At 72.5% G+C, this 21,238-nt stretch carries 17 protein-coding genes and 2 pseudogenes; 11 read left to right on the top strand and 8 right to left on the bottom strand.

What is annotated here, in order from left to right; translation table 11 throughout:
- Positions 1-48: 48 nt before the first annotated feature.
- Positions 49-810, bottom strand: coding sequence for an SDR family oxidoreductase (locus AOQ53_RS09400; RefSeq protein ID WP_059416534.1), 762 nt, complete (start codon positions 808-810; stop codon positions 49-51).
- Between the two features lie 174 nt (positions 811-984).
- Between AOQ53_RS09400 and AOQ53_RS09395 the strand changes: the two genes are divergently transcribed.
- Together AOQ53_RS09395 and AOQ53_RS09390 are read left to right on the top strand one after the other, a co-directional pair.
- Positions 985-1,611: a dihydrofolate reductase family protein gene (locus AOQ53_RS09395; RefSeq protein WP_059416533.1), complete on the top strand. Its 627-nt coding sequence runs from the start codon at positions 985-987 to the stop codon at positions 1,609-1,611.
- A 150-nt stretch (positions 1,612-1,761) separates the two neighbouring features.
- Entirely contained in the window at positions 1,762-2,157 is a 396-nt protein-coding gene (locus AOQ53_RS09390; RefSeq protein WP_059416532.1) for a ribonuclease domain-containing protein, read from the top strand.
- A 48-nt stretch (positions 2,158-2,205) separates the two neighbouring features.
- On the opposite strand, the gene AOQ53_RS09385 is transcribed toward AOQ53_RS09390, so the two are convergent.
- Positions 2,206-2,406, bottom strand: coding sequence for a hypothetical protein (locus tag AOQ53_RS09385; protein ID WP_059416531.1), 201 nt, complete (start codon positions 2,404-2,406; stop codon positions 2,206-2,208).
- A 180-nt stretch (positions 2,407-2,586) separates the two neighbouring features.
- Here AOQ53_RS09385 and AOQ53_RS09380 point away from each other — a divergent pair, with 180 nt between their 5' ends.
- The 3 genes from AOQ53_RS09380 to AOQ53_RS09370 all read left to right on the top strand — a co-directional run bounded on the left by AOQ53_RS09380 (position 2,587) and on the right by AOQ53_RS09370 (position 6,144).
- Entirely contained in the window at positions 2,587-3,861 is a 1,275-nt protein-coding gene (locus AOQ53_RS09380) for a sensor histidine kinase (protein WP_059416541.1), read from the top strand.
- 507 nt (positions 3,862-4,368) lie between these two features.
- Positions 4,369-5,367: a hypothetical protein gene (locus tag AOQ53_RS09375; RefSeq protein ID WP_236711636.1), complete on the top strand. Its 999-nt coding sequence runs from the start codon at positions 4,369-4,371 to the stop codon at positions 5,365-5,367.
- Between the two features lie 99 nt (positions 5,368-5,466).
- Positions 5,467-6,144, top strand: coding sequence for a response regulator transcription factor (locus tag AOQ53_RS09370; RefSeq protein WP_059416530.1), 678 nt, complete (start codon positions 5,467-5,469; stop codon positions 6,142-6,144).
- 15 nt (positions 6,145-6,159) lie between these two features.
- Here AOQ53_RS09370 and AOQ53_RS09365 read toward each other — a convergent pair whose 3' ends face one another.
- Positions 6,160-7,182 carry a Gfo/Idh/MocA family protein gene (locus AOQ53_RS09365; protein WP_059416529.1) on the bottom strand — a complete coding sequence of 341 codons (1,023 nt, stop codon included), beginning with the start codon at positions 7,180-7,182 and terminating at the stop codon, positions 6,160-6,162.
- 128 nt (positions 7,183-7,310) lie between these two features.
- On the opposite strand from AOQ53_RS09365, the gene AOQ53_RS09360 reads away from it, so the two are divergent.
- From AOQ53_RS09360 to AOQ53_RS09340, 5 genes are all read left to right on the top strand, one after another.
- Positions 7,311-8,048: a GntR family transcriptional regulator gene (locus tag AOQ53_RS09360; RefSeq protein WP_174523249.1), complete on the top strand. Its 738-nt coding sequence runs from the start codon at positions 7,311-7,313 to the stop codon at positions 8,046-8,048.
- Positions 8,049-8,181: 133 nt separating this feature from the next.
- Positions 8,182-9,330 (top strand): ROK family glucokinase, encoded by a 1,149-nt coding sequence (locus AOQ53_RS09355; RefSeq protein WP_059416527.1) that lies wholly within the window; start codon positions 8,182-8,184, stop codon positions 9,328-9,330.
- Complete coding sequence (locus tag AOQ53_RS09350) at positions 9,327-9,908, top strand: hypothetical protein (RefSeq protein ID WP_059416526.1); 582 nt, start codon at positions 9,327-9,329, stop codon at positions 9,906-9,908. The genes AOQ53_RS09355 and AOQ53_RS09350 overlap by 4 nt, the downstream gene beginning before the upstream one ends.
- Positions 9,909-10,014: 106 nt before the next feature.
- Positions 10,015-12,864, top strand: a complete 2,850-nt coding sequence (locus tag AOQ53_RS09345; RefSeq protein WP_059416525.1) for a DEAD/DEAH box helicase — start codon at positions 10,015-10,017, stop codon at positions 12,862-12,864.
- On the top strand, positions 12,861-14,900 hold the full coding sequence (locus tag AOQ53_RS09340; protein ID WP_059416524.1) for an SWIM zinc finger family protein: 2,040 nt from the start codon (positions 12,861-12,863) through the stop codon (positions 14,898-14,900). Before AOQ53_RS09345 ends, AOQ53_RS09340 begins: the two co-directional genes overlap by 4 nt.
- Before the next feature lie 32 nt (positions 14,901-14,932).
- On the opposite strand, the pseudogene AOQ53_RS45920 reads toward AOQ53_RS09340, so the two are convergent.
- The 5 genes and pseudogenes from AOQ53_RS45920 to AOQ53_RS09320 all read right to left on the bottom strand — a co-directional run.
- Positions 14,933-15,418: pseudogene (locus AOQ53_RS45920) on the bottom strand (ABC transporter transmembrane domain-containing protein); the annotation flags it as partial.
- Positions 15,415-17,100, bottom strand: coding sequence for a ribonuclease J (locus AOQ53_RS09330; protein WP_059416522.1), 1,686 nt, complete (start codon positions 17,098-17,100; stop codon positions 15,415-15,417). The gene AOQ53_RS09330 and the pseudogene AOQ53_RS45920, both read right to left, overlap by 4 nt.
- 796 nt (positions 17,101-17,896) lie before the next feature.
- A complete protein-coding gene (locus tag AOQ53_RS47305) occupies positions 17,897-18,028 on the bottom strand; it encodes a hypothetical protein (RefSeq protein ID WP_269085443.1) in 132 nt (43 codons plus the stop codon).
- Between the two features lie 131 nt (positions 18,029-18,159).
- Entirely contained in the window at positions 18,160-18,486 is a 327-nt protein-coding gene (locus tag AOQ53_RS09325) for a carboxymuconolactone decarboxylase family protein (RefSeq protein WP_059416521.1), read from the bottom strand.
- Positions 18,487-18,696: 210 nt separating this feature from the next.
- Entirely contained in the window at positions 18,697-20,649 is a 1,953-nt protein-coding gene (locus AOQ53_RS09320; protein ID WP_059416520.1) for an SMI1/KNR4 family protein, read from the bottom strand.
- 271 nt (positions 20,650-20,920) lie between these two features.
- Here AOQ53_RS09320 and AOQ53_RS09315 point away from each other — a divergent pair.
- Positions 20,921-21,238, top strand: a pseudogene (locus tag AOQ53_RS09315) (type III polyketide synthase); the annotation flags it as partial.

The raw sequence follows: 21,238 nt of genomic DNA, 5'->3' as shown, positions 1-21,238 counted from the left end.
CCGCCCCAGGGGCGCACCGGCCCGACAGCACCGGTGCGCCCCCCTGCCTCACGCCGCGTGCCCGCCGTCGACCAGGAACTCCGCTCCGGTCACATACGACGCCCCGGCCAGATACGCCACCATCGACGCCACCTCGTCCGCCGTGCCGAACCGCCCCAGCGCCGTCATCGCCGCCTGGCCGGCCGCGTACGGCCCGTCCGCCGGATTCATGTCGGTGTCGATCGGCCCGGGATGGACGAGGTTTGCCGTGATCCCGCGCCCGCCCAGCTCCCTGGCCAGGGCCTTGGTCATACCGGCCAGGGCCGCCTTGCTCGTGGCGTAGAGCGTGCCGCCGGGCCCCGGCACGCGATGGGCCATGCAGCTGCCGATCGTGATGATCCGCCCGCCCTCGGACATGCGCGCGGCGGCGGCCTGGGAGGTCAGGAAGACACCGCGTACGTTGACGGCGAGGACGCGGTCCACGTCGGCGAGCGACAGGGTCTCCAGCGGCCCGAGCACCCCCACGCCCGCGTTGTTCACCAGGATGTCCAGGCCGCCCAGCGCCTCGACCGCAGCGGTCACGGCACCGGCCGTCTCGGCGGCGTCCGCCGCGTCCGCGCGCACCGCCACCGCCCGGCGCCCCAGCGCCTCCACGGCCCGTGAGACGTCCTCGGCCGCCTCCTTGCCGTTCACGTAGCCGACCGCCACGTCCGCGCCCTCCCGGGCCAGCCGCAGGGCCGTCGCCGCGCCGATGCCACGGCTCGCGCCGGTCACGAGAGCCGTCCTGCCGTTGAGAGTTCCGGGATTTCCGAGAGTTCCTTGAGAAGTCATGTGTCCATCCCACCGGCCGGCCGGCAGCGGTGCTGGCGGTGAACGGACGTCGAGGTGGGCTCCTCCGGTCCCTCACCGCAGGAGCCGTACGGCCGAGCGATGAGTTGCGGACGCCCACGGGGTCTGAACCGATGACAACAGACCCGGACTGTTCCGAGAAGAAGGGCACCCGCCATGGGCAAGCTCGTCTCCACCCTCTTCGTCACCCTCGACGGCGTCTACCAGGCCCCCGGCGGCCCTCACGAGGACACCCGCGGCGGCTTCACCCACGGCGGCTGGAGCTTTCCGTACGCCGACGAGGACTTCGGCCGGTTCATCGACGAGGTCTTCGCACGTCCGAGCGCCTTCCTGCTCGGGCGCCGTACGTACGACATCTTCAGTACGTTCTGGCCGAAGGTGACCGACCCCGCCGATCCGGTCGCCTCGAAACTCAACGCACTGCCGAAGTACGTCCCGTCCTCGACGCTCAAAGACCCCGAGTGGGCGGGCACCACCGTGCTCACCGGAGACCTCGCCAAGGAGGTCACGGCCCTGAAGGAGCGCACCGACGGCGAGATCCAGGTGCACGGCAGCGGCGCCCTCGTCCGGTCCCTGCTGGCGCACGGCCTCGTCGACTCCCTGCATCTGCTGACCTTCCCGGTCGTGCTCGGCGCCGGGTTCCGGCTGTTCCCGGAGGGCGCCGTACCGACCGCGTTCCGGCACGCCGGAGGGAGCGTCACCGGCACGGGCGTCTCGATCCAGACGTACGAGGTGGCGGGCCGCCCGGAGTACGGCGAGTACGCGCTGCCGGAGGACGCGTAACCGCCCCGCCCGGCGCCCTCACCGGCCCCGGTGAACAGCGCGTGAGGGCGCCGGAGGAAGGTTAACTTCCCGCTCACTCATCGGACTTGGCGGGAAAATCTCCGAGCTTGTCATTGACATGCCACTGTCTACGCGCGTCATCATGTGCGCATGAATTTCCCCCCACGCGCCTCGCGGCTCGGCGCAGCAGCCGCCCTCCTGTCCGCCCTCCTCGTCGGCGGTACCGTCTCCGCCACCACGGCCGACGCGGCCCCCACCGCCGTCGGCAGCATCTGCTACAGCGACCTGCCGTCCCAGGCCCACGACACGCTCGACCTGATCGAGCAGGGCGGCCCCTTCCCGTTCAAGCAGGACGGCACCGTCTTCCAGAACCGGGAGCGCATCCTGCCGAGCCAGTCGTCCGGCTACTACCACGAGTACACGGTCATCACCCCCGGCTCCTCCACCCGCGGTGCGCGGCGCATCGTCACCGGTGAGGAGAACCGGGAGGACTACTACACGGCCGACCACTACGAGTCGTTCGACCTGGTCGACTACGGCTGCTGAGCCGGGCGGCCACTTCCGCGAACGCCGGCCGGAAGTCCGCCCGGGTGCTCAGACGGACTTCCGGCTCCCGGCCGCCGCGAACAGGGCGACGCCCAGCACGAGCAGGACGACGCTTGTGTAGATCTCGTAGCCGTCGAGGAACCCCAGTCGTTGCACGAGGCCCCAGTTCCAGTCGGTGAACTCGTGTACCAGGCCCGCCACGCCCTGTACGAGGGCGAGGAAGCCGAGAATCTCCAGCACCTGTTTCATGGCACGAGCCTCGCCCCGCGGACCCCCCACGCACATCGGCCGCGGGGCGAGCGTGCGTTGGACGGAAGTCCCTGTCCGGGCCCGGTCGCCCGCGCCGAAAGTCTGCGATGCGGTGACTTTGGTCGACGATTGCGGCCAGGGAGAGGTGAACGGGCCCGGGCCTGCGTAGATTTGCCGACCGTGAGTGGTGACGACGCGGGGCAGGCCTCCCCGGTGCTGACGGGCGAGACACCTGCGCTGTTCACCGGGCGCAGATGGTTCATCCCGTCCGCCCTTCTGCACGAACTCGACCCCGACGCCGCACGGGCGGGGCGGCGGCCCCGGCGTACCGCCCGCGACTGGGTCGTCGACTTCTCCTGCTTCCTGCTGGCCGTGCTGGTGGGCGCGGCCGCCGTAGAAGCGCTCAACGACAACCCCCATGTCCCGGAATGGCTGGCCGTCGTCGACCAGCTGACCGGGGCGCTGGCCTGCGCGGCCGTCTGGCTGCGCCGCCGCTGGCCGCTGGGGCTGGCCGTGGCGATGACTCCCCTCACCTTCGTCTCGGAGACGGCGGGCGGGGCAGGGCTCATCGCCCTGTTCACGCTGGCCGTGCACCGCCCCTTCCGGTACGTGGCCTGGGTGGGCGGCATCAACGCGGCCCTGGCTCCGCTGTACTACTGGGTGCGCCCCGACGCGGACGTCCCCTACCTGGTGAGCGTGCCCTTCGCCGTGCTGCTCACCGTGGCCATCGTCGGCTGGGGCATGTTCGTACGCTCCAAGCGACAGCTCATGGTGAGCCTCAGGGACCGGGCCCGGCGAGCCGAGACGGAGGCGCGGCTGCGGGCCGAGCAGGCGCAGCGGCTCGCCCGTGAGGCCATCGCGCGGGAGATGCACGACGTGCTCGCCCACCGGCTGACCCTGCTCAGCGTGCACGCGGGCGCCCTGGAGTTCCGGCCCGACGCACCCCCGGCGGAGACGGCGCGGGCGGCGGGTGTGATCCGGGAGAGCGCGCACGAGGCCCTCCAGGACCTGCGCGAGATCATCGGCGTCCTGCGGGCCGGGGAGCCCGAGGACACGGGCCGGCCGCAGCCGACGCTCGGCGCGCTGGACGCGCTGGTCGCCGAGTCGCGTGAGGCCGGCATGAAGGTGGCCCTCGACCACCGCGTCGACGATGTCGCCACCGTCCCGTCCTCCGTCGGCCGCACCACGTACCGGATCGTCCAGGAGGGCCTGACCAACGCCCGCAAGCACGCCCCCGGCACGGAGGTCACGGTGTCCGTCACCGGCGCACCGGGCGACGGCCTCACCGTCTCCGTACACAACCCGCCCCCCGAGGGCGAGGTGCCGCCTGTCCCCGGCTCCGGCCAGGGCCTGATCGGCCTGACGGAACGAGCGACCCTCGCGGGCGGCCGCCTGGAACACGGCCACACCCCGCAGGGCGGGTTCGAGGTGCGGGCGTGGTTGCCGTGGGGATGAGTGCGGCTCGCGGATGCGCCTCGGCCGGTCGCCGGGCTTACGGCGAGCGGCGGGCGGGCCTGGCGGCCAAGGGCTCTGTGTCCGGGGCGACTTGACGTTGACTTGCCCTGCGTGGGCGGTGAGCGGTCCGGGGTGGCCTGCGTGGGCTCGGGGTGCGGCGGGTGGTCCGGCTCGGCCTGGCATCGGTTCGCCCCGCAGCAATGCACCAGGACTGCCAAGGGTGTCGTGACACACCAGCGCCTGCGACCAGCCGCTGGCCTCGCGGTCGATGCCCACGAGCAGGGCGTACACGAGGCGCATACCGGGCGCATGCGCGCAACCCCATAACCCCCCGCTCCAAAGCGAGTTGACTTGGCTGTGGTGGTGGCTGAAGTTTGTGCCGCCTTCAGCACCATGAGTAACGGAAGGAACCTGCACGTGAGTTTCGGGGGACCCGCCAATCCCTACCAGCCACCCGGGCCGCCGAACGGCGGACCGTACCCGCCGCCTCCGGCCAACGGCCCATACGTGCCGCCGCATTACGTGCCGCCCCAGCCGGGCCCGGCACCGTACGGCCACCCGCACCCCCAGCCGTACCTCCCGCAGCCGCAGCCGTACCCGTACGTCCCCCAGCCGCGGCCGGGCGCCCGGGGCCTGGGGTGGGGCGGTCTGCGCGGTGGCGAATGGCCGTCGGTCCGCGAGCTGTTGCGGCAAGGGCAGCCGCGGGTCTCCGGCTGCATGTGGCTGGTGCTGCTCGCTCCGTGTACCTGGTTCGCGTTCCTGCCGCTCGTGCTGTGCTACTCGTTCGCGCGCTCGGCCCGCATCCGGGCCCACCGGCTGTTCCCGCACACGCACCGGGCCGTCGACGACCGGCACGTGACGCGCGTGCAGAAGGTGCGGGCCTGGACCGCGGCCGCCATGTCCCTGCTGCTGCTCGCCATGTACGGCAAGCCGGAGGACGTCGCCGAGGCCCAGGAGCAGTACATGATGCGGCTGGCGGTCACCCCGCCCCTGCTGCTCCTGAGCGCACCCGTCGTGATCGCGGTGCTGTTCCGGTGGGCGTCGGCGGAGACCAGGTCGGCCATGCGGGTGCGGGTGCGGGCCGCCCTGCGGTCGGCCGGCTGGTACATCGGCGCCGTGACGGCCGTCCCGCTGCTCGGCGGGGCGATCATCCTGCTCGACCGGAACCAGACGCCCTCCTCCGGTCCGGCGGGCGCCGCCCCCTGGCTGATCCTCGCGGCCGCCCTGCCCCTGGCCTGGCTCCTGTTCTTCCTGGGGTTCGCGACCGGCCCGGCCGTCCGCACCGGCTTCAACACCGCGGCCGTGCACGCCGCGCTCCCCGCCCTGCTGACCGGCACGCTGGTGTGGGAGTTCGCCGCCATCAGCCTGCTCGCGGGCGGCCTGCCGCCTGGGCCGCCGATGATCCAGGCCCTCGCCGTCATCGGCGGTCCCGCCTCGGTGACGGCGGTGGTCTGGTGGGAGATCAGCCGCCTGCGCACCCTGTTCGGGGTGACGCTGCGCGCCTGAGCACGCGGCCGGTCAACTCCGCGTTCCGGACGAGGCGTTGGCGCCCACCAGTGCCCGTCCGGGCCCCGCGTCCGCCCCGGCCGTGATTACGTATGGCCCATGACTGCGATCAGACTGCTCCTCGTCGACGACGATCCGCTGGTGCGGGCCGGACTGTCCTTCATGATGGGCGGGGCCGACGACATCGAGATCGTCGGCGAGGCGGCCGACGGCGGCGAGGTGGAGGCGCTCGTCGACCGCACCCGCCCGGACGTCGTGCTCATGGACATCCGGATGCCGACGGTGGACGGTCTCACGGCCACGGAGCGGCTGCGCGCCCGCAAGGACGCCCCGCAGGTGGTGGTCCTCACCACCTTCCACGCCGACGAACAGGTCCTGCGGGCGCTGCGCGCGGGCGCCGCCGGATTCGTCCTCAAGGACACCCCGCCGACCGAGATCCTCGCGGCGGTACGCCGGGTCGCGGCCGGCGACCCGGTCCTGTCGCCCACCGTCACCCGCCAGCTGATGCAGCACGCGGTCGGCACCGCCGCCGACACCCGCCGCACACGCGCGCGTGCACGCATGGCCGCCCTCAACGACCGCGAGCGCGAGGTCGCCGTCGCGGTCGGCCGGGGCCTGTCCAACGCCGAGATCGCCACCGGCCTCTTCATGAGCGTCGCCACGGTCAAGACACACGTCTCCCGCATCCTGGCCAAACTCGACCTCAACAACCGGGTGCAGGTGGCGCTGCTGGCGTACGACGCGGGGCTCCTGGAGGAGGAACAGGAGGGCCACTGACCGCCCCGCCGGCCCTCAGGCGAAGGGAGAGGCGGTCCCGCCGGGGATCTCCGCGAGGTGCACCGGCCTGCGTTCCCGGCGCGACAGCTCGCACGCCTCGGCGACGCGCAGTGCCTGAAGGGCCTCGCGCCCGTCGCAGGGGTTGGCCCGCTCGCCCCGCACGACCTCGACGAACGCGTTCAGCTCCGCCTCGTAGGCGGGTCCGAAGCGCTCCAGGAAGCCCGTCCAGGGCTTGTCCGCGGCCGGCGGCCCGGTCGGCTCGGTGGATGCGATCGGCGTTCGGTCGTCCAGGCCGACCACGATCTGGTCGAGCTCCCCGGCCAGCTCCATGCGCACGTCGTAGCCGGCTCCGTTCAGGCGGGCGCCGGTGACCGTGGCGAGCGTGCCGTCGTCGAGAGTGAGGAGCGCGGCGCCGGTGTCGACGTCGCCTGCCGCACGGAACATCGCGGGCCCGGCGTCGGATCCGGCCGCGTACACGTCCGACACCTCCCGGCCCGTCACCCAGCGCAGCACGTCGAAGTCGTGGATCAGCGTGTCCCGGTACAGCCCGCCGGACAGCGGCAGCCACGCCGCGGGCGGCGGCGTCTGGTCGCTGGTCAGCGCCCGCACGGTGTGCAGCCGCCCCAGCCTGCCCGAGCGCACGGCCTCGCGGGCGCCCCTGTATCCGGCGTCGAAGCGACGCTGGAAGCCCATCTGAAGCACCGTCCCGGCCGTCTCGACCTCGGCGATCGCGCTCAGTGTCCCCGGCAGATCCAGTGCGATGGGCTTCTCGCAGAACACCGGCAGGCCCGAGCGTGCTGCCCGACCGATCAGTTCGGCGTGGGCCGAAGTCGCCGTCGTGATCACCACGGCGTCGACCCCCCATCGGAAGATCTCCTCCACGCCGGGCGCGGCCGTCTCACCCAGCCGGTGCGCCAGGTCCTGGGCCCGCGGGGCGTCCGCGTCCGTGAGGATCAGGGAGCCGACGTCGCGGTGCCGGCTGAGGGTGTTCGCGTGGATTGTTCCGATACGGCCCGTACCGATGACGCCGATGCGCATGGAAACAAAGTGCGTGCACAGCCCGCCCCTGTCAATCTGAATGTCCGGACAATCTGACTACACAACTTCCCGTCAACAACGCACGGAGCTACGCTCGGCCCGTGCCGAAACCAGAAGTGGACCCGACCGTGCAGCTCGAGCTGAGCGTGGACCGCAGCTCTCCCGTGCCGTTGTACTTCCAGCTGTCCCAGCAGCTGGAGGCCGCGATCGAGCACGGCACGCTGACCCCCGGCAGCCTGCTGGGCAACGAGATCGAGCTCGCCGCCCGGCTCGGCCTGTCCCGGCCGACCGTCCGCCAGGCCATCCAGTCGCTCGTCGACAAGGGCCTCCTCGTGCGCCGCCGTGGTGTGGGCACCCAGGTCGTGCACAGCCAGGTCAAGCGCCCGCTGGAACTCAGCAGCCTCTACGACGACCTGGAGGCGGCGGGCCAGCGCCCGGCCACCAAGGTCCTCGTCAACACGCTCGTGCCCGCCTCCGCCGAGGTCGCCGCCGCACTCAACGTCGCCGAGGACAGCGACGTCCACCGCGTGGAACGCCTCCGCCTCGCCCACGGCGAGCCCATGGCCTACCTCTGCAACTTCCTGCCACCCGGCCTCATCGACCTCGACACCGGCCAACTGGAGACCACCGGCCTCTACCGCCTGATGCGGTCGGCCGGCATCACCCTGCACAGCGCCCGCCAGTCGATCGGCGCCCGGGCGGCGACGGCGGCGGAGGCGGAACGGCTGGCCGAGGAGGCGGGGGCCCCGCTGCTCACCATGCAACGCGTCACGTTCGACGACACGGGACGCGCGGTCGAGTACGGCACGCATACGTACCGCCCGACGCGCTATTCCTTCGAATTCCAGTTGCTCGTGCGTCCTTGAGGGGCGCGGGGCTGTATCGATGTGCGGCTCCGCCGCGTGGGCGCGACAAGCCCTCACCCGCCCGCACCCGGAATCGAGCCGCACCACCCCTCTGCTCCGCACCCCGCCTCCCCGTGAGGCAGAATCGGCGGCGATGAGCACCTACCGCGACTTCACCGCCCCCATCGGCTCCCGCCGTGCCACCGTGCTCCGCACCGTCGGCACCCGGGAGCGCCGCTCACACCTGACGGCACCCCGCGTGCCGACGGTCGGCATCGACATCGGCGGTACGAAGGTGATGGCGGGCGTCGTGGACGCCGACGGCAACATCCTGGAGAAGGTCCGCACGGAGACGCCGGACAAGTCCAAGAGCCCCAAGGTCGTCGAGGACACCATCGCCGAGTTGGTCCTGGACCTCTCGGACCGGCACGACGTGCACGCCGTCGGCATCGGCGCGGCCGGCTGGGTCGACGCCGACCGCAACCGCGTGCTGTTCGCCCCCCACCTGTCCTGGCGCAACGAACCCCTGAGGGACCGCCTCGCCAGCCGCCTTTCGGTCCCGGTCCTCGTGGACAACGACGCCAACACCGCCGCCTGGGCCGAGTGGCGCTTCGGCGCCGGCCGCGGCGAGGACCACCTCGTGATGATCACGCTGGGCACCGGCATCGGCGGCGCGATCCTGGAGGACGGCCAGGTCAAGCGCGGCAAGTACGGCGTCGCCGGGGAGTTCGGCCATATGCAGGTCGTCCCCGGCGGCCACCGCTGCCCGTGCGGCAACCGCGGCTGCTGGGAGCAGTACAGCTCCGGAAACGCCCTGGTCCGCGAGGCGCGCGAGCTGGCAGCGGCCGACTCGCCGGTGGCGTACGGGATCATCGAGCACGTCAAGGGCAACATCGGTGACATCACCGGCCCGATGATCACCGAGCTGGCACGCGAGGGCGACGCCATGTGCATCGAGCTGCTCCAGGACATCGGCCAGTGGCTCGGCGTCGGCATCGCCAACCTCGCGGCGGCCCTCGACCCCTCCTGCTTCGTCATCGGCGGCGGTGTCTCGGCCGCCGACGACCTGCTGATCGGCCCCGCCAGGGACGCGTTCCGCAGGCATCTGACCGGCCGCGGCTATCGCCCCGAGGCCCGCATCGCCCGGGCCCAGCTCGGCCCCGAGGCCGGCATGGTCGGCGCCGCCGACCTGGCCCGGCTGGTCGCCCGCCGCTTCCGGCGCGCCAAGCGCCGCCGCGTGGAGCGGTACGAGCGCTACGAGCGGTACGCGCAGTCCCTCCGCAGTACCCAGGAGACGCCGTGACCGCCTCCCTGCCGCACCAGGGCTCGTGGCCGGACGGCGAGGAACGCCCGGCCGAGGACCGTCGCCACAGGATCCGCCGCAGGGCGCTCACCCTGCTGATCATCGTGCTGCTCATCGGCATCCCGGCCGGCTACCTGGTGATCTCCGCGAACCAGAGCCGGGACAGCGGCAAGGACAAGGAGGCGAAGTACTCGGCGACCGGCCTGACCGAGGGCTGGCCGTCCAAGCTCCAGCGCCGCATCTACCAGGTGCCCGTCCCGCACCCGGCCTGGCACGTGGCGTACTACGAGACCAACAACTGGAAGACCAGCCGCCTGTACGCCCAGTTCGAGACCAACGCGGCCGGTCTGGACGCCTGTCTGACGGGCCTGGGCGTGACCCGGGAAGACCTGGAGAAGGGCCACATCACCATCGGCGCCCGCGACCGCAAGGTCACCGGCTGGAAGTTCCCCGAGGGCGACTCGTGGTACGGCTTCGTCCACCGGCAGAAGAACCCCGCACCCACGCACGACGTGGTGGTGGACCTGTCCAACCCGGCGTATCCCTGGGTGTACGTGGTGTCCCGGACGGTGCCCTGACCCGAGGCCCGGCTCGGGCGGCGCGGCCGCCGGGGCCGATTGTCAGACCTCGCCCGTAGAGTCGGAGACAGCTGATCCGAAACGCGGGCGGGAGGTGGCAGGACCTATGGGCGGCACGGCTGTGACGGCCGAGCGGGCGGGGGAGCGGACGGTCCCGGTCCGGCTCCCGGCCGTCTTCCTGCCCGCGCCCCTCCCGCGCGACGGGCGCATCGCCTTCTGGGACCCCGAGGGCGAGCCCCTGCCCGCAGAGACCACAGAACTCACCGAGGACACCGAACTCACCGTCGTACGACGGCACGGCGCCGCGGTCCGGCGGCGCACCACCCCGGCGCTGACCCTCCCGCTGGAGGAGGCCCTGCCGCTCCTGGTGCGCGCCCGGCACGACCCCGCGGCCCACCCCGCCACCGCCTGCTGGGGCGCGGCCGCCCTGCACGCCCTGCGGCTGACCGCGCGCGGCCGGCTGCTGCCCGGCCTCACCCCCACGGGCCACGACGCCTGGCGCGCCGGCCCGCTGGACCCGGACGACATCGCCCACCTGCGCGCGGTGGCCGCCGCCCTGCCGTACGAGGGGCACGCCGTCCCGCTGCCCGGCCCGGGCCCGATCCGCCTGCCCGAACCGGAAGCGCTGGTGCGCGCCTTCCTGGACGCGGTCGCCGACACCCTGCCGCGCACCCCGGCCGCCCCCCACGCCACCGGCAGACCCTTCGCGGCCCGCGACGCCCAGCACCTGCCCGACGCCCACGACTGGGCCGCCGAGGTCGCCGCCGGCATGGACGCCGGAGTGCGGATCTCACTCCGGCTGGACCTCTCGGCGTACGACCTGTTCGACGACGCCTTCGACGGCGGCGCACGCGGCGCCGGCGCCGCGATCGTCCAGGTGCACAGCCTCGCCGACCCCACCCTCGTCGCCGACGCGGCGGCGCTGTGGGCGGGCGAGGCGGACGACGCCTTCGGCCCACGCGCCCGGGTGGACGCGGCCCTCGCCGTCCGCCGCGCGGCCCGGGTCTGGCCCCCGCTCGACCGGCTCTCCGACCAGGACGTGCCCGACGTGCTGGCGCTGACCGAGGAGGAGCTGAGCGACCTGCTCGGTGTCGCGGCCACCCGGCTCGCCGCGGCCGGCGTCGCCGTGCACTGGCCCCGGGACCTGGCCCAGGATCTCTCCGCCGCGGCGGTGGTCCGTCCGGCCCCCGGCTCGGCGACCGACGGCACCGGCTTCTTCGAGAGCGAGGACCTGCTCCAGTTCCGCTGGCAGCTGGCGCTCGGCGGCGACCCGCTCACCGAGAGCGAGATGGACGCCCTCGCCGAGGCCCACCGCCCGGTCGTCCGGCTGCGCGACCAGTGGGTGCTGGTCGACCCGGCCCTCGTCCGCAAGGCCCGCAAGCGGGACCTGGGGCTGCTCGACCCGGTCGACGCGCTGTCCGTCGCCCTCACCGGCACCGCCGACGTGGACGGCGAGACGGTCGAGGCCGTACCCGCCGGCGCACTGGCCGCCCTGCGCGACCGCCTCACCGCGGGAGTACGCCCGGCCGCACCGCCGCCGGGCCTGCACGCCACTCTCCGTGACTACCAGCTCCGGGGCCTGGCCTGGCTCGACCTGATGACCTCCCTCGGCCTCGGCGGCTGCCTCGCCGACGACATGGGCCTCGGCAAGACCGTCACCCTCATCGCCCTGCACCTGAGGCGGGCCCGCCGCGAGCCGACCCTGGTGGTCTGCCCGGCCTCGCTGCTGGGCAACTGGCAGCGGGAGATCACCCGCTTCGCACCCGGCATCCCCGTCCGCCGCTTCCACGGCCCGGACCGCAGCCTGGACGACCTGGACGGCGGCTTCGTCCTCACCACGTACGGCACGATGCGTTCCGCGGCCCCCGCCCTGGCCGGGCAGGCGTGGGGCATGGTCGTCGCCGACGAGGCGCAGCACGTCAAGAACCCCTACTCGGCCACGGCCAAGGCGCTGCGCACCATCCCGTCCCCCGCGCGCGTGGCCCTGACCGGCACGCCCGTCGAGAACAACCTGTCGGAGCTGTGGGCGCTGCTCGACTGGACCACCCCGGGCCTCCTCGGCCCGCTGAAGTCCTTCCGCGCCCGGCACGCCCGTGCCGTGGAGAACGGCGAGGACGAGGAGGCGGTGGAGCGCCTGGCCCGCCTGGTCCGGCCCTTCCTGCTGCGCCGGAAGAAGTCCGACCCGGGCATCGTCCCCGAACTGCCGCCCAAGACGGAGACCGACCACCCGGTGCCGCTCACCCGCGAACAGGGCGCGCTGTACGAGGCGGTGGTCCGCGAGTCGATGCTCGCCATCGAGACCGCCGAGGGCATGGCACGCCGGGGCCTGGTACTGAAGCTCCTGACGTCGCTGAAGCAGATCTGCAACCACCCGGCGCTGTACCTGAAGGAGGAGCCCGCCCGGGCCGGCGGCGACCGGCTCGCCGCCCGTTCCGGCAAACTCGCGCTGCTGGACGAGCTGTTGGACACCCTGCTCGCCGAGGACGGATCCGCGCTGGTCTTCACCCAGTACGTCGGGATGGCCCGCCTGATCACCTCTCACCTGGCCACCCGGGCGGTCCCGGTCGACCTCCTCCACGGCGGCACGCCGGTACCGGAGCGGGAGCGCATGGTGGACCGCTTCCAGTCCGGCTCGACCCCGGTCCTGGTGCTGTCCCTCAAGGCGGCGGGCACCGGCCTCAACCTCACCCGCGCGGGTCACGTCGTCCACTTCGACCGCTGGTGGAACCCGGCCGTCGAGGAACAGGCAACCGACCGTGCCTACCGCATCGGCCAGACCCAGCCCGTCCAGGTCCACCGCCTCATCACCGAGGGCACGATCGAGGACCGCATCGCCGAGATGCTCCAGGCCAAGCGCGCCCTGGCCGACGCGATCCTCGGCTCCGGCGAGTCGGCCCTCACCGAACTGACCGACCGCGAGCTGTCCGACCTGGTCTCCCTGCGGAGCACGCCATGACTCCCCGCCCGGCCGACGAGGCCCGCCGGGCCCTGCGGGCCGCCAAGGAGCAGGCACACCGCGACCCGGAGACGGCATCCGCTCCCCGCCCGGCCGAGAGGCCCGTCGGCCAGGAGGAGACTCCCCGTCCGGGAGACGTGGCCCGTGAGGCACTGCGCAGGGCGGCCTCCGAGCACCGGCGTGGCGAGGGGCCGGAGAACGAGGCGGGTGCGGCGGACGACGCCGACCTGCCCGGCGACCTGCCGGGCGATGCGTCGAAGGACACGCAGGGACCCGCCGGGCCGGATGATTCCGGCGACTCGGGGGAGAGCCCGGCCCGGACGACGTCGGTCGGTGCTCCCGCTGTTGTGGAGAACCAGCCCGCCGCCGCACCGGAGGAGACCCCGGCCGCGGGTGACGACGAGGGGCCGGGTCCCCGCGCGGCGGACATCGCGCGCGAGGCATTGCGCGCAGCACGGCAGGACGCGCGGCGGGCCCGGGAAGAGGCCGAGCGTGCGGGACGCCGGGCGCGGCGCAGCCGTGCCGGCGAGAGGCCGGGGGCCGGTCGGCAGGCGCGTGAACACGCCGTCGGCGAGGGAGCGCGGGACGTACGGCAGCTGCTGGCCGACGCCTTCCGGATGCCCGCGGCGACGGACGAGCCGGACGCGGTGCACGAGGGTCCTGACGAAACCGGCCAGGAGCGCCCGCCCCACGCCATGACCGACGCGCCGCACGGCCTCGCCGGCCCGACCCCCTCCACCATCCGGCCCGAGCCCCCTCGCATCCGCCACTCCATGGCCGCCCCCGACCGCGACACCGAGCTGCGCCGTACCTTCCCCGCCTTCCCGCCCCGGGATCCGGACGACAAGGGCTTCGCCGAGAGCTGGTGGGGAAACGCGTGGGTCGCCGCGCTGGAGCAGGGCGCGCTGGACGTCAAGCGGCTGGAGCGCGGGCGGGGTTATGCCGGGCAGGGGCATGTCGATGCCATCACCGTGACGCCCGGCCTGGTGCTGGCGTACGTGCGGGGCAGCCGTCCGCGCCCGTACCGCGTGCAGGTGCGGCTGCGCACGCTCGACGACCAGGACTGGGAGCGGTTCCTGGACGCCGCCGCCGACCGGCCCGGGCACATCGCGGCACTCCTCGACAAGGAGATGCCCCAGTCCCTCGCGGACTGCGGCGTGCCCCTGCTGCCGGGCCCGGGCGATCTTGAGCCGCGGTGCAGCTGTCCCGACCGGGGCCACCCCTGCAAGCACGCCGCCGCCCTCTGCTACCAGACCGCGCGGCTGCTCGACGCCGATCCCTTCGTCCTGCTCCTGCTGCGCGGCCGGGGCGAACGCGAGCTGCTCGACGCGCTGTCCCGGCTGAGCGCCACCCGCGCGGCGCGCGCCGCCCAGGACAGGGGACCGGCGCCTCTCCCCGGAGTGCGGGCCAGTGACGTTCTCACGCCGCGCGCCCTCCCACCCCTGCCGGCACCGCTGCCACCGCCCCCGCACCCCGAACAGCCCCCGGCCTACCCGGCGTCCCCCGGCGGCCCGGACCCGTTCGCGCTGGACCAGCTGGCCACGGACGCCGCAGCGCGGGCCCACGCCCTGCTCACCACGGGTCGCGACCCGGTCGGGCAGCTGACGCTCTGGGAGGACGCGGTCCGACTGGCCGCAGCCCGCCCCGGCTCGGGACTCACCGCGGGCACCCGGGCGCTCTATTCCTCGCTCGCCTCCGCGGCGGGCCGCACCCCTTCCGAGCTGGCCCGTGCGGTCGCCGCCTGGCGCCAGGGCGGACCGGAGGGCCTCGCCGTACTGGAGGAGCCGTGGGACCCGCCGGCCGGCCGGTTCGACCGGGCCCGTCCGCTGCTCCTCGCCGCCGACCTGCCAGCCTTCCGCCCTTGGCGCAACCACCTCACCCACCCCCACGGCCACGTCCAGCTCCGCCTGGGCCGCGACGGCCTGTGGTACGCCTACGAGTCCGAGCCGGGCCACGACGACTGGTGGCCCAGAGGCACCCCCGACCTGGATCCGGTCGGGGCCCTGACGGGCCTGGGCATGGCGAGCGATCTCTGAGGGGGGCCGGACGCCGACCTCGGGACGCCGGGCACGACATCCGGGAACGCCATCATCACGATCGCCGCCACGAAGGCCACCGCGCCGGTGGCCGCGGCGACGACCGCCTGCGTGCGACCGCCCGCAGCAGCATGGTGCCCGAGGTGACCCGGGACCTCAGGTCACCCGGTGGGATCCGCTCCCACTCCGCGATCCGCAGACGCAGCAACCGCCCCACAAGGGTGCGCCGCGCGGCTGGACTGAGCCGTCCGCTCCAGCACATACGCGCCGCACGCCTCGACCGCCGTGCCCAACAGCACCAGCGCGGTGAGCGCGATCAGGACCCCGGCGATGCTCTCACCTGTCGCGAGCCGGTCCACCAGTGCCTTGGTGGCCAGCGGCTGCAACAGTCCACCGACGGCCCCGACCAGGGCGCACAGCAGGCCGAGTCCTGGGGTGGCTGCTGACCCCTGTGCCCGACCTCGATGTCGGCGAGACGCCGACCGGAACCAGGGGCGTGCTGCCGGGCTGTGGTTCAGGCGTCGATGATGACGGGGATGATGAGGGGCTTGCGGCGGTGAGTGCGGAACGCCCAGTTCGCCACGGCGCGGGCGAGGAGTTGTTCGAGTTGGCGTGCGTCCCCGACGCCTTCCTCGGCCGCGGTGGCCAGGGTCTTCTCGATGACGGGGATGACCGGCTCGAAGGTGGTGTCGTCGTGGACGAAGCCGCGGGCCAGGAAGTCGGGGGCCTCGGCGAGGGCGCCGGTGTCCGCGTCGACGATCGCCACCACCGTGACCACGCCTTCCTCGGCGAGGGTGAGGCGGTCCTTGAGGGAGGCTTCGGTGGCGCCGCCGACTTCCATGCCGTCCACGTAGACGTTGCCGGCGGGGACCTTGCCGGTGATGGATGCGCGCCCGTCGACGAGGTCGACGACGACGCCGTCCTCGGCGATGACGACCCGGTCGGGGTCGACGCCGGTACGGATGGCGAGGTCGCCGTTGGCCCGCAGGTGACGGAACTCGCCGTGCACGGGCATGACGTTGCGGGGCTTGACGATGTTGTAGCAGTAGACGAGTTCGCCGGCGCTGGCGTGCCCGGAGACGTGCACCTTGGCGTTGCCCTTGTGGACCACGTGGGCGCCCCACCGGGTCAGGCCGTTGATCACGCGGTAGATGGCGTTCTCGTTGCCGGGGATGAGGGAGCTGGCGAGCAGGACGGTGTCGCCCTTGCCGATGCGGATCGCGTGGTCGCGGTTGGCCATCCGTGACAGCGCGGCCATCGGTTCGCCCTGCGATCCGGTACACACCAGAGTGATCTTGTGGTCCGGGAGCTTCTCCAGCTCCTTCGTGCTCACGACCAGACCGGACGGGACCTTGAGATAGCCCAGGTCACGCGCGATGCCCATGTTGCGGACCATCGACCGGCCCACGAAGGCCACCTTGCGGCCGTGCGCATGGGCGGCGTCCAGGACCTGCTGGATGCGGTGCACATGGCTGGCGAAGCTGGAGACGATGACCCGGCGCGGGGCGGTGCGCATCACCTGCTCGATCGCCGGGTTCAGCTCACGCTCGGAGGTGGTGAAGCCGGGGACCTCGGCGTTGGTGGAGTCGGTGAGGAACAGGTCCACGCCCTCCTCGCCGAGGCGGGCGAAGGCGCGCAGATCGGTGATCCGGTCGTCCAGCGGGAACTGGTCCATCTTGAAGTCGCCGGTGTGCAGCACCATCCCCGCGCCGGTGCGGATCGCGACCGCGAGGCCGTCCGGGATGGAGTGGTTGACGGCCACGAACTCGCAGTCGAAGGGCCCGAAGCCGCGCCGGTCGCCCTCCCGCACCCGCACCGTGCGCGGCCGGATGCCGTGTTCCTTGAGCTTGGCCTCCAGGAACGCCAGCGTCAGCTTGGAGCCGACGACGGGAATGTCGGACCGCTCGCGCAGCAGGTACGGCACGCCGCCGATGTGGTCCTCGTGACCGTGGGTGAGTACCACGGCCACGATGTCGTCCAGCCGGTCCCGGATCGAGGTGAAGTCCGGCAGGATCACGTCCACGCCGGGCTGGGTCTCCTCGGGGAACAGCACGCCGCAGTCGACGATGAGCAGCTTGCCGGCGTGCTCGAAGACGGTCATGTTGCGGCCGATCTCACCCAGGCCGCCCAGGGCGACGACCCGCAGCCCTCCTGCGGGAAGGGGCGGGGCGGCTTTGAGCTCGGGGTGCGGATGACTCATACCCTCACGCTACCCGGAGAGCGGGACGGGGTGATCCATTGCCTGGAGACCGTCCAGCGGCGTCCAGTAGATCCAGGACAAGGGCTTAACGCCAGGTCAGGGCCTCGTGGTCCGCGGAGGTCCGCCGAGTCGGTGATATTTGCGTGAGACGAGGAAGCCCGCCGGGACCGCCTTCGGTTCTAGTGATCGTTGCAACACCCCAGCTCAAGGGGGGCGATGGACTTCGAGATCCGTAGGGTTTGCACGGCTGAGGGGCCCTGTGAAGCTTCGGGCCAAGCTGGAGGAACACGTCCGGCTGCAGATGAGGCTGCCCGGCTTCGTCGGTGTTCGGAAGACCATCGAAACCGTGCGAAAGATCTACGTGATCTCTGTAACTCGTGGCTTGCCAATCGTTGGTTCGTCGGTCCGCCGTGAGCGGGGTGGAAGTGCAACGGGGCGCGCCCGCAACCAGTTCCAGGCGATTCTGCCGCACGTCGACGACCGGCAGCGTCGCCCTTCGTGCGCACAGTGCCCGAACCCCTGCACCGCGTCACTCCATCGATGCTCACTGCCGGTGCCGGTCGGCGAGTGCGGCCACAGGCATGGCCTGTGCGACGCCTTCGTCCCGTTCCGGCGGGGCGACGCGGATGAGCGTGACCGGGACGGCCACGGGGCCCGCATCCGTCGTGGGGCATCCGCCGGTTCGGAGCGGCAGGCAGGCAGTACAAAGGGCGGCTGAAGCCGTGGGGTGTACGGCGCGCAGCTCAGGAAGCGGGCTGCGCGTCGTAACGTGGAGGACGCCGTCTTGCCGTGGGGGTCAGGACGCGGGGACGGCGGCCGGTGTGACACCGAGCGCCTGGGCCAGCAGGGCGCGGGAGTGGGCGCGGGCCGCCGGGTCGGCGACGACGTCCTGGACCATGACCTCCTGGACGCTGGTCGCCTTGGTCATCTGCTCGATCTGGCCCCGGACGGTGGTGGGACTGCCCGCGAGGGTTCTCGCATGGTGAGGGTGTCCTTCCGTTCGTGATCGCCGCTCCCGGACTCTCGCGCCGTTTCCAGAGCGGTGCTTCTCCCCGGTGCTCAGGCCGAGAAGACCTGCTTCGCAACCGTGATCGCCGTCATGGCCTTGGGCCAGCCGGCGTAGAAGGCGAGGTGGGTGATGGCCTCGATGAGCTCGGTCTCGGTGACGCCGTTGTCCTTCGCTCGTCCGAGGTGGAAGCGCAGCTGGTCGGCGTCGCCGCCCACGACGAGGACGGCCACGGTGATCAGGCTGCGGTCGCGGGCGGCCAGCTCGGTGCGATTCCACACGTCCTCGAACAGGACGCCGTCGGTCAGTTCGGCGAGCTTCGGGGCGAAGTCGCCGATCGTGCGGCGTCCGCCGCCGACCTGCCTGGGCTGGTCGGTCATCGAAAGTCCTACCGTTGCGTTGTCAGCGGCTGCGGGGGCGGTTGTACTGCTCGTCGGTTACCGGCTCGTTCCACGTGGTTTCCTCACTGCCGTCGCCCTTGCCCTCCCACATGGCGATGTGCTCCAACGGATGGCGACACGACTCGACAGGACTCGACCCAGCGTGCTGATACCTCCGCACATCGAGGATCCGCGCGACCCGGCCTGTGCCTACCTGCTTCCCGGCCCGTCGTCTCCGGACCGCTCACCGCCCGCCGGGCGTGGGGCTCCACGGTGCATGCGGATCACCGCGTACGTCTCTCCGTTCCCGGGCGGCCGCGTCCACGAACGGGTGACGAACGTGTGCAGCCGCCCGTCAATGAGGGCATGACGCGGCAGACAGACACGGAACTCCCCGGCCACCGCTTCCAGCAACGACCGTTCCGTCCCGGCGCCGTCCTCCACGTCACCGAAGAACCGGCTCGGATCCAGCGCCCGCGGTATCTCCCCGCTCGACCGGACCTCCCCGTCCGCGTACGTGAACGCGTACTGCTCGGTGCCGTCTCGCGCTACCGAAAGATGGAAGAACGGCTCCCCGTGCCATGTCCTCAGGCCGCTCCACACCACCACCGCGCGGGTGCCCGCGCTGGCAGCCTCGGTCGGCGGGACGAACCGCTGCCGGTGGAACGGGGCGGGGTGGCCGTCGAAGGCGAAGCTCCAGCCGGTGCCGGCCCGGCCGACCGCCATGAGAGCCCTGTCGTCGTAGGACGAGAACTCGCTTCGGTTGCGCAGCGAGCTGTGGCGCGCCTCCCAGAAGGTCATGGGCTCGTTCAGAACGGTGTCGTCCCCGTCCGCGAGACGTCCGGGCATCTCCTCCGGCTCCACCCCCTCCACCAGGACGAACCGATACGACGTGCGGTTGTTGCCCGGGTCCGGCTCCGCGAGCCACGCCAGGCCGCCCGGGTCGAGCCCGGCCGTCGGCCTCGGCGCCTCACCCGCCTGCCCGGCCCTTGGCGTGGACAGCAACTCGCGGCCCCGCTCCGGGGTCAGCAGCGGCCCGAGTACGGGGTCGGCGATCCACCCGAGCGGCGCCAGGTGGTCCGGTCCCAGCGGTTCCCACAGGGGCACAGCGTTCCTCAGTGTCCGCCACGCCCCGTCGGTGTCTCCCCACCGCGCCAGCTCCCGAGCCCGCTCGACCGCCTCCCCGAACGGCCCCGCCGCCGTGTACCGGTACGTGCCGTTCCCCACCTGATCCAGCGTCGCGTGAGCCAGTGACAGCACGTCGTCGCCGGCGCCCCGCAGATGGAACGTCAGCGTGGAGTCGTCCCGGTACGAGTGCGCCGCGTGCTCGGCGACCAGCGGCGGCAGCAGGTCGGGCGCGTACCGCGGGTCCGTCACCAAGTCCTCGAAGTACACCATGTAGGTCTGTCCGAGCAGGCGGCGTATCTGGTCGCCCAGCCCGGCGGCCCGAGGTCTGCCGTACTCCTTGGCCTCGTCCAGCGCCTTCCCGGCCCGCTCCCAGCCGCCGCGCAGCGCCTCCAACCGGGCCTCCTGCACGAGGGAGTCGAGCTTTTCCGTCGTGTCGTTGACGAACACCGGCTCCTCGTCACTGCCTTGCGCGCGCAGGCTGTGGAACTCCCGGTACATGTCCCGCATGAACTCGACGAAATTCGCGTGCCGCTCGGGTGGCTCGGCCAGCCAGCTCGCCCATGTGTAGACAGCCCACTCACCGTCCTCGCCCACGTCTTCGGGATCCAGGAGGACGTGGGTGACGTCGGACTCGACGTCGAGTTGCAGCCCGCGCCGCCAGATGTCCGTCACCCGCCGCTCCTCGGGCCCGGCGTCCTCGTCCAGGTACTCCTCGAACACGTCCGCGAGTCCCGACTCGTTGTTGTGCCAGTGCGCGTCCTCGGTCCCCGCCAGCAGCCACACGAACCCGCCCGCGTGCCGCCACCCGTCGCTGACCTTGAGGAACTCCCGGTACGACGGGGGCATCCGCCGGCCGAGGCGCTCCTCCATGGCTGCGATGCGCTCTTCGGACGCGGGCGGGAACCCCAGCCACCGCGCCCGCCGGGCGGTCTCGTCGTCCTCGCCCCGCGTCTCGTCGTCCGGCAGGGAATCCGCCCACTCCCCGCTCCACCTGAGCAGGAAGGACCGCCAGTCGAATGCCGTGGTGTCCGTCATACGCCCGATGCTGCCACCTGCCACTGACAGCGCTCCGCCGCTTGCCGCGGCCGGTGGAACCTCCTCGGAGTGTGTGTCAGGTCACGCACTCCGGCGACTGTCTGAGTTGCATGCATCACAGCGGAAATGTCCATTTGGCGTCCATGCTCGACGCGGATGCCGCGCCCGAAGTGGAGCGAACGGGCATCGACTTGGATGTGAAGCGCCGAAGTGATCCATGACGGAGCACTCGTGATGTTCCCCCTCAATTCCCCTTAGAAAGGTGCCAATTATGGCCGCTTACCTCTGCCCCCCTGCCGTGATACACGGCGAGCACGCCGTGGAGACCAGCCAGATCGTGGCGGAAGTGAGCGGCCGGCACCCGGACGCCGCGTGGGCGCCGCGGATCGAAGGCATCGCGGCCAGTACGGGCATCGAGACCCGCGGGTGGATGCTGCCGCTGGAGACCGCCGTCGCGCCCGGTGACGGGAGCGGCCTGCGGGCTGCCGGTATCGGGCCGGCCAGAGAGGCGCTGGCCCGCGACGGGTTCACCCAGCAGGACGTGGACCGCGTGATCGCCGCCCTCGAGGCGATACCCGCGCCGCAGACC

The organism is Streptomyces azureus (assembly GCF_001270025.1).
GTDB classification, from domain to species: domain Bacteria; phylum Actinomycetota; class Actinomycetes; order Streptomycetales; family Streptomycetaceae; genus Streptomyces; species Streptomyces azureus.
Note: the sequence above shows the minus strand (reverse complement) of the source record. Positions and strands in the feature narration are given on the sequence as shown.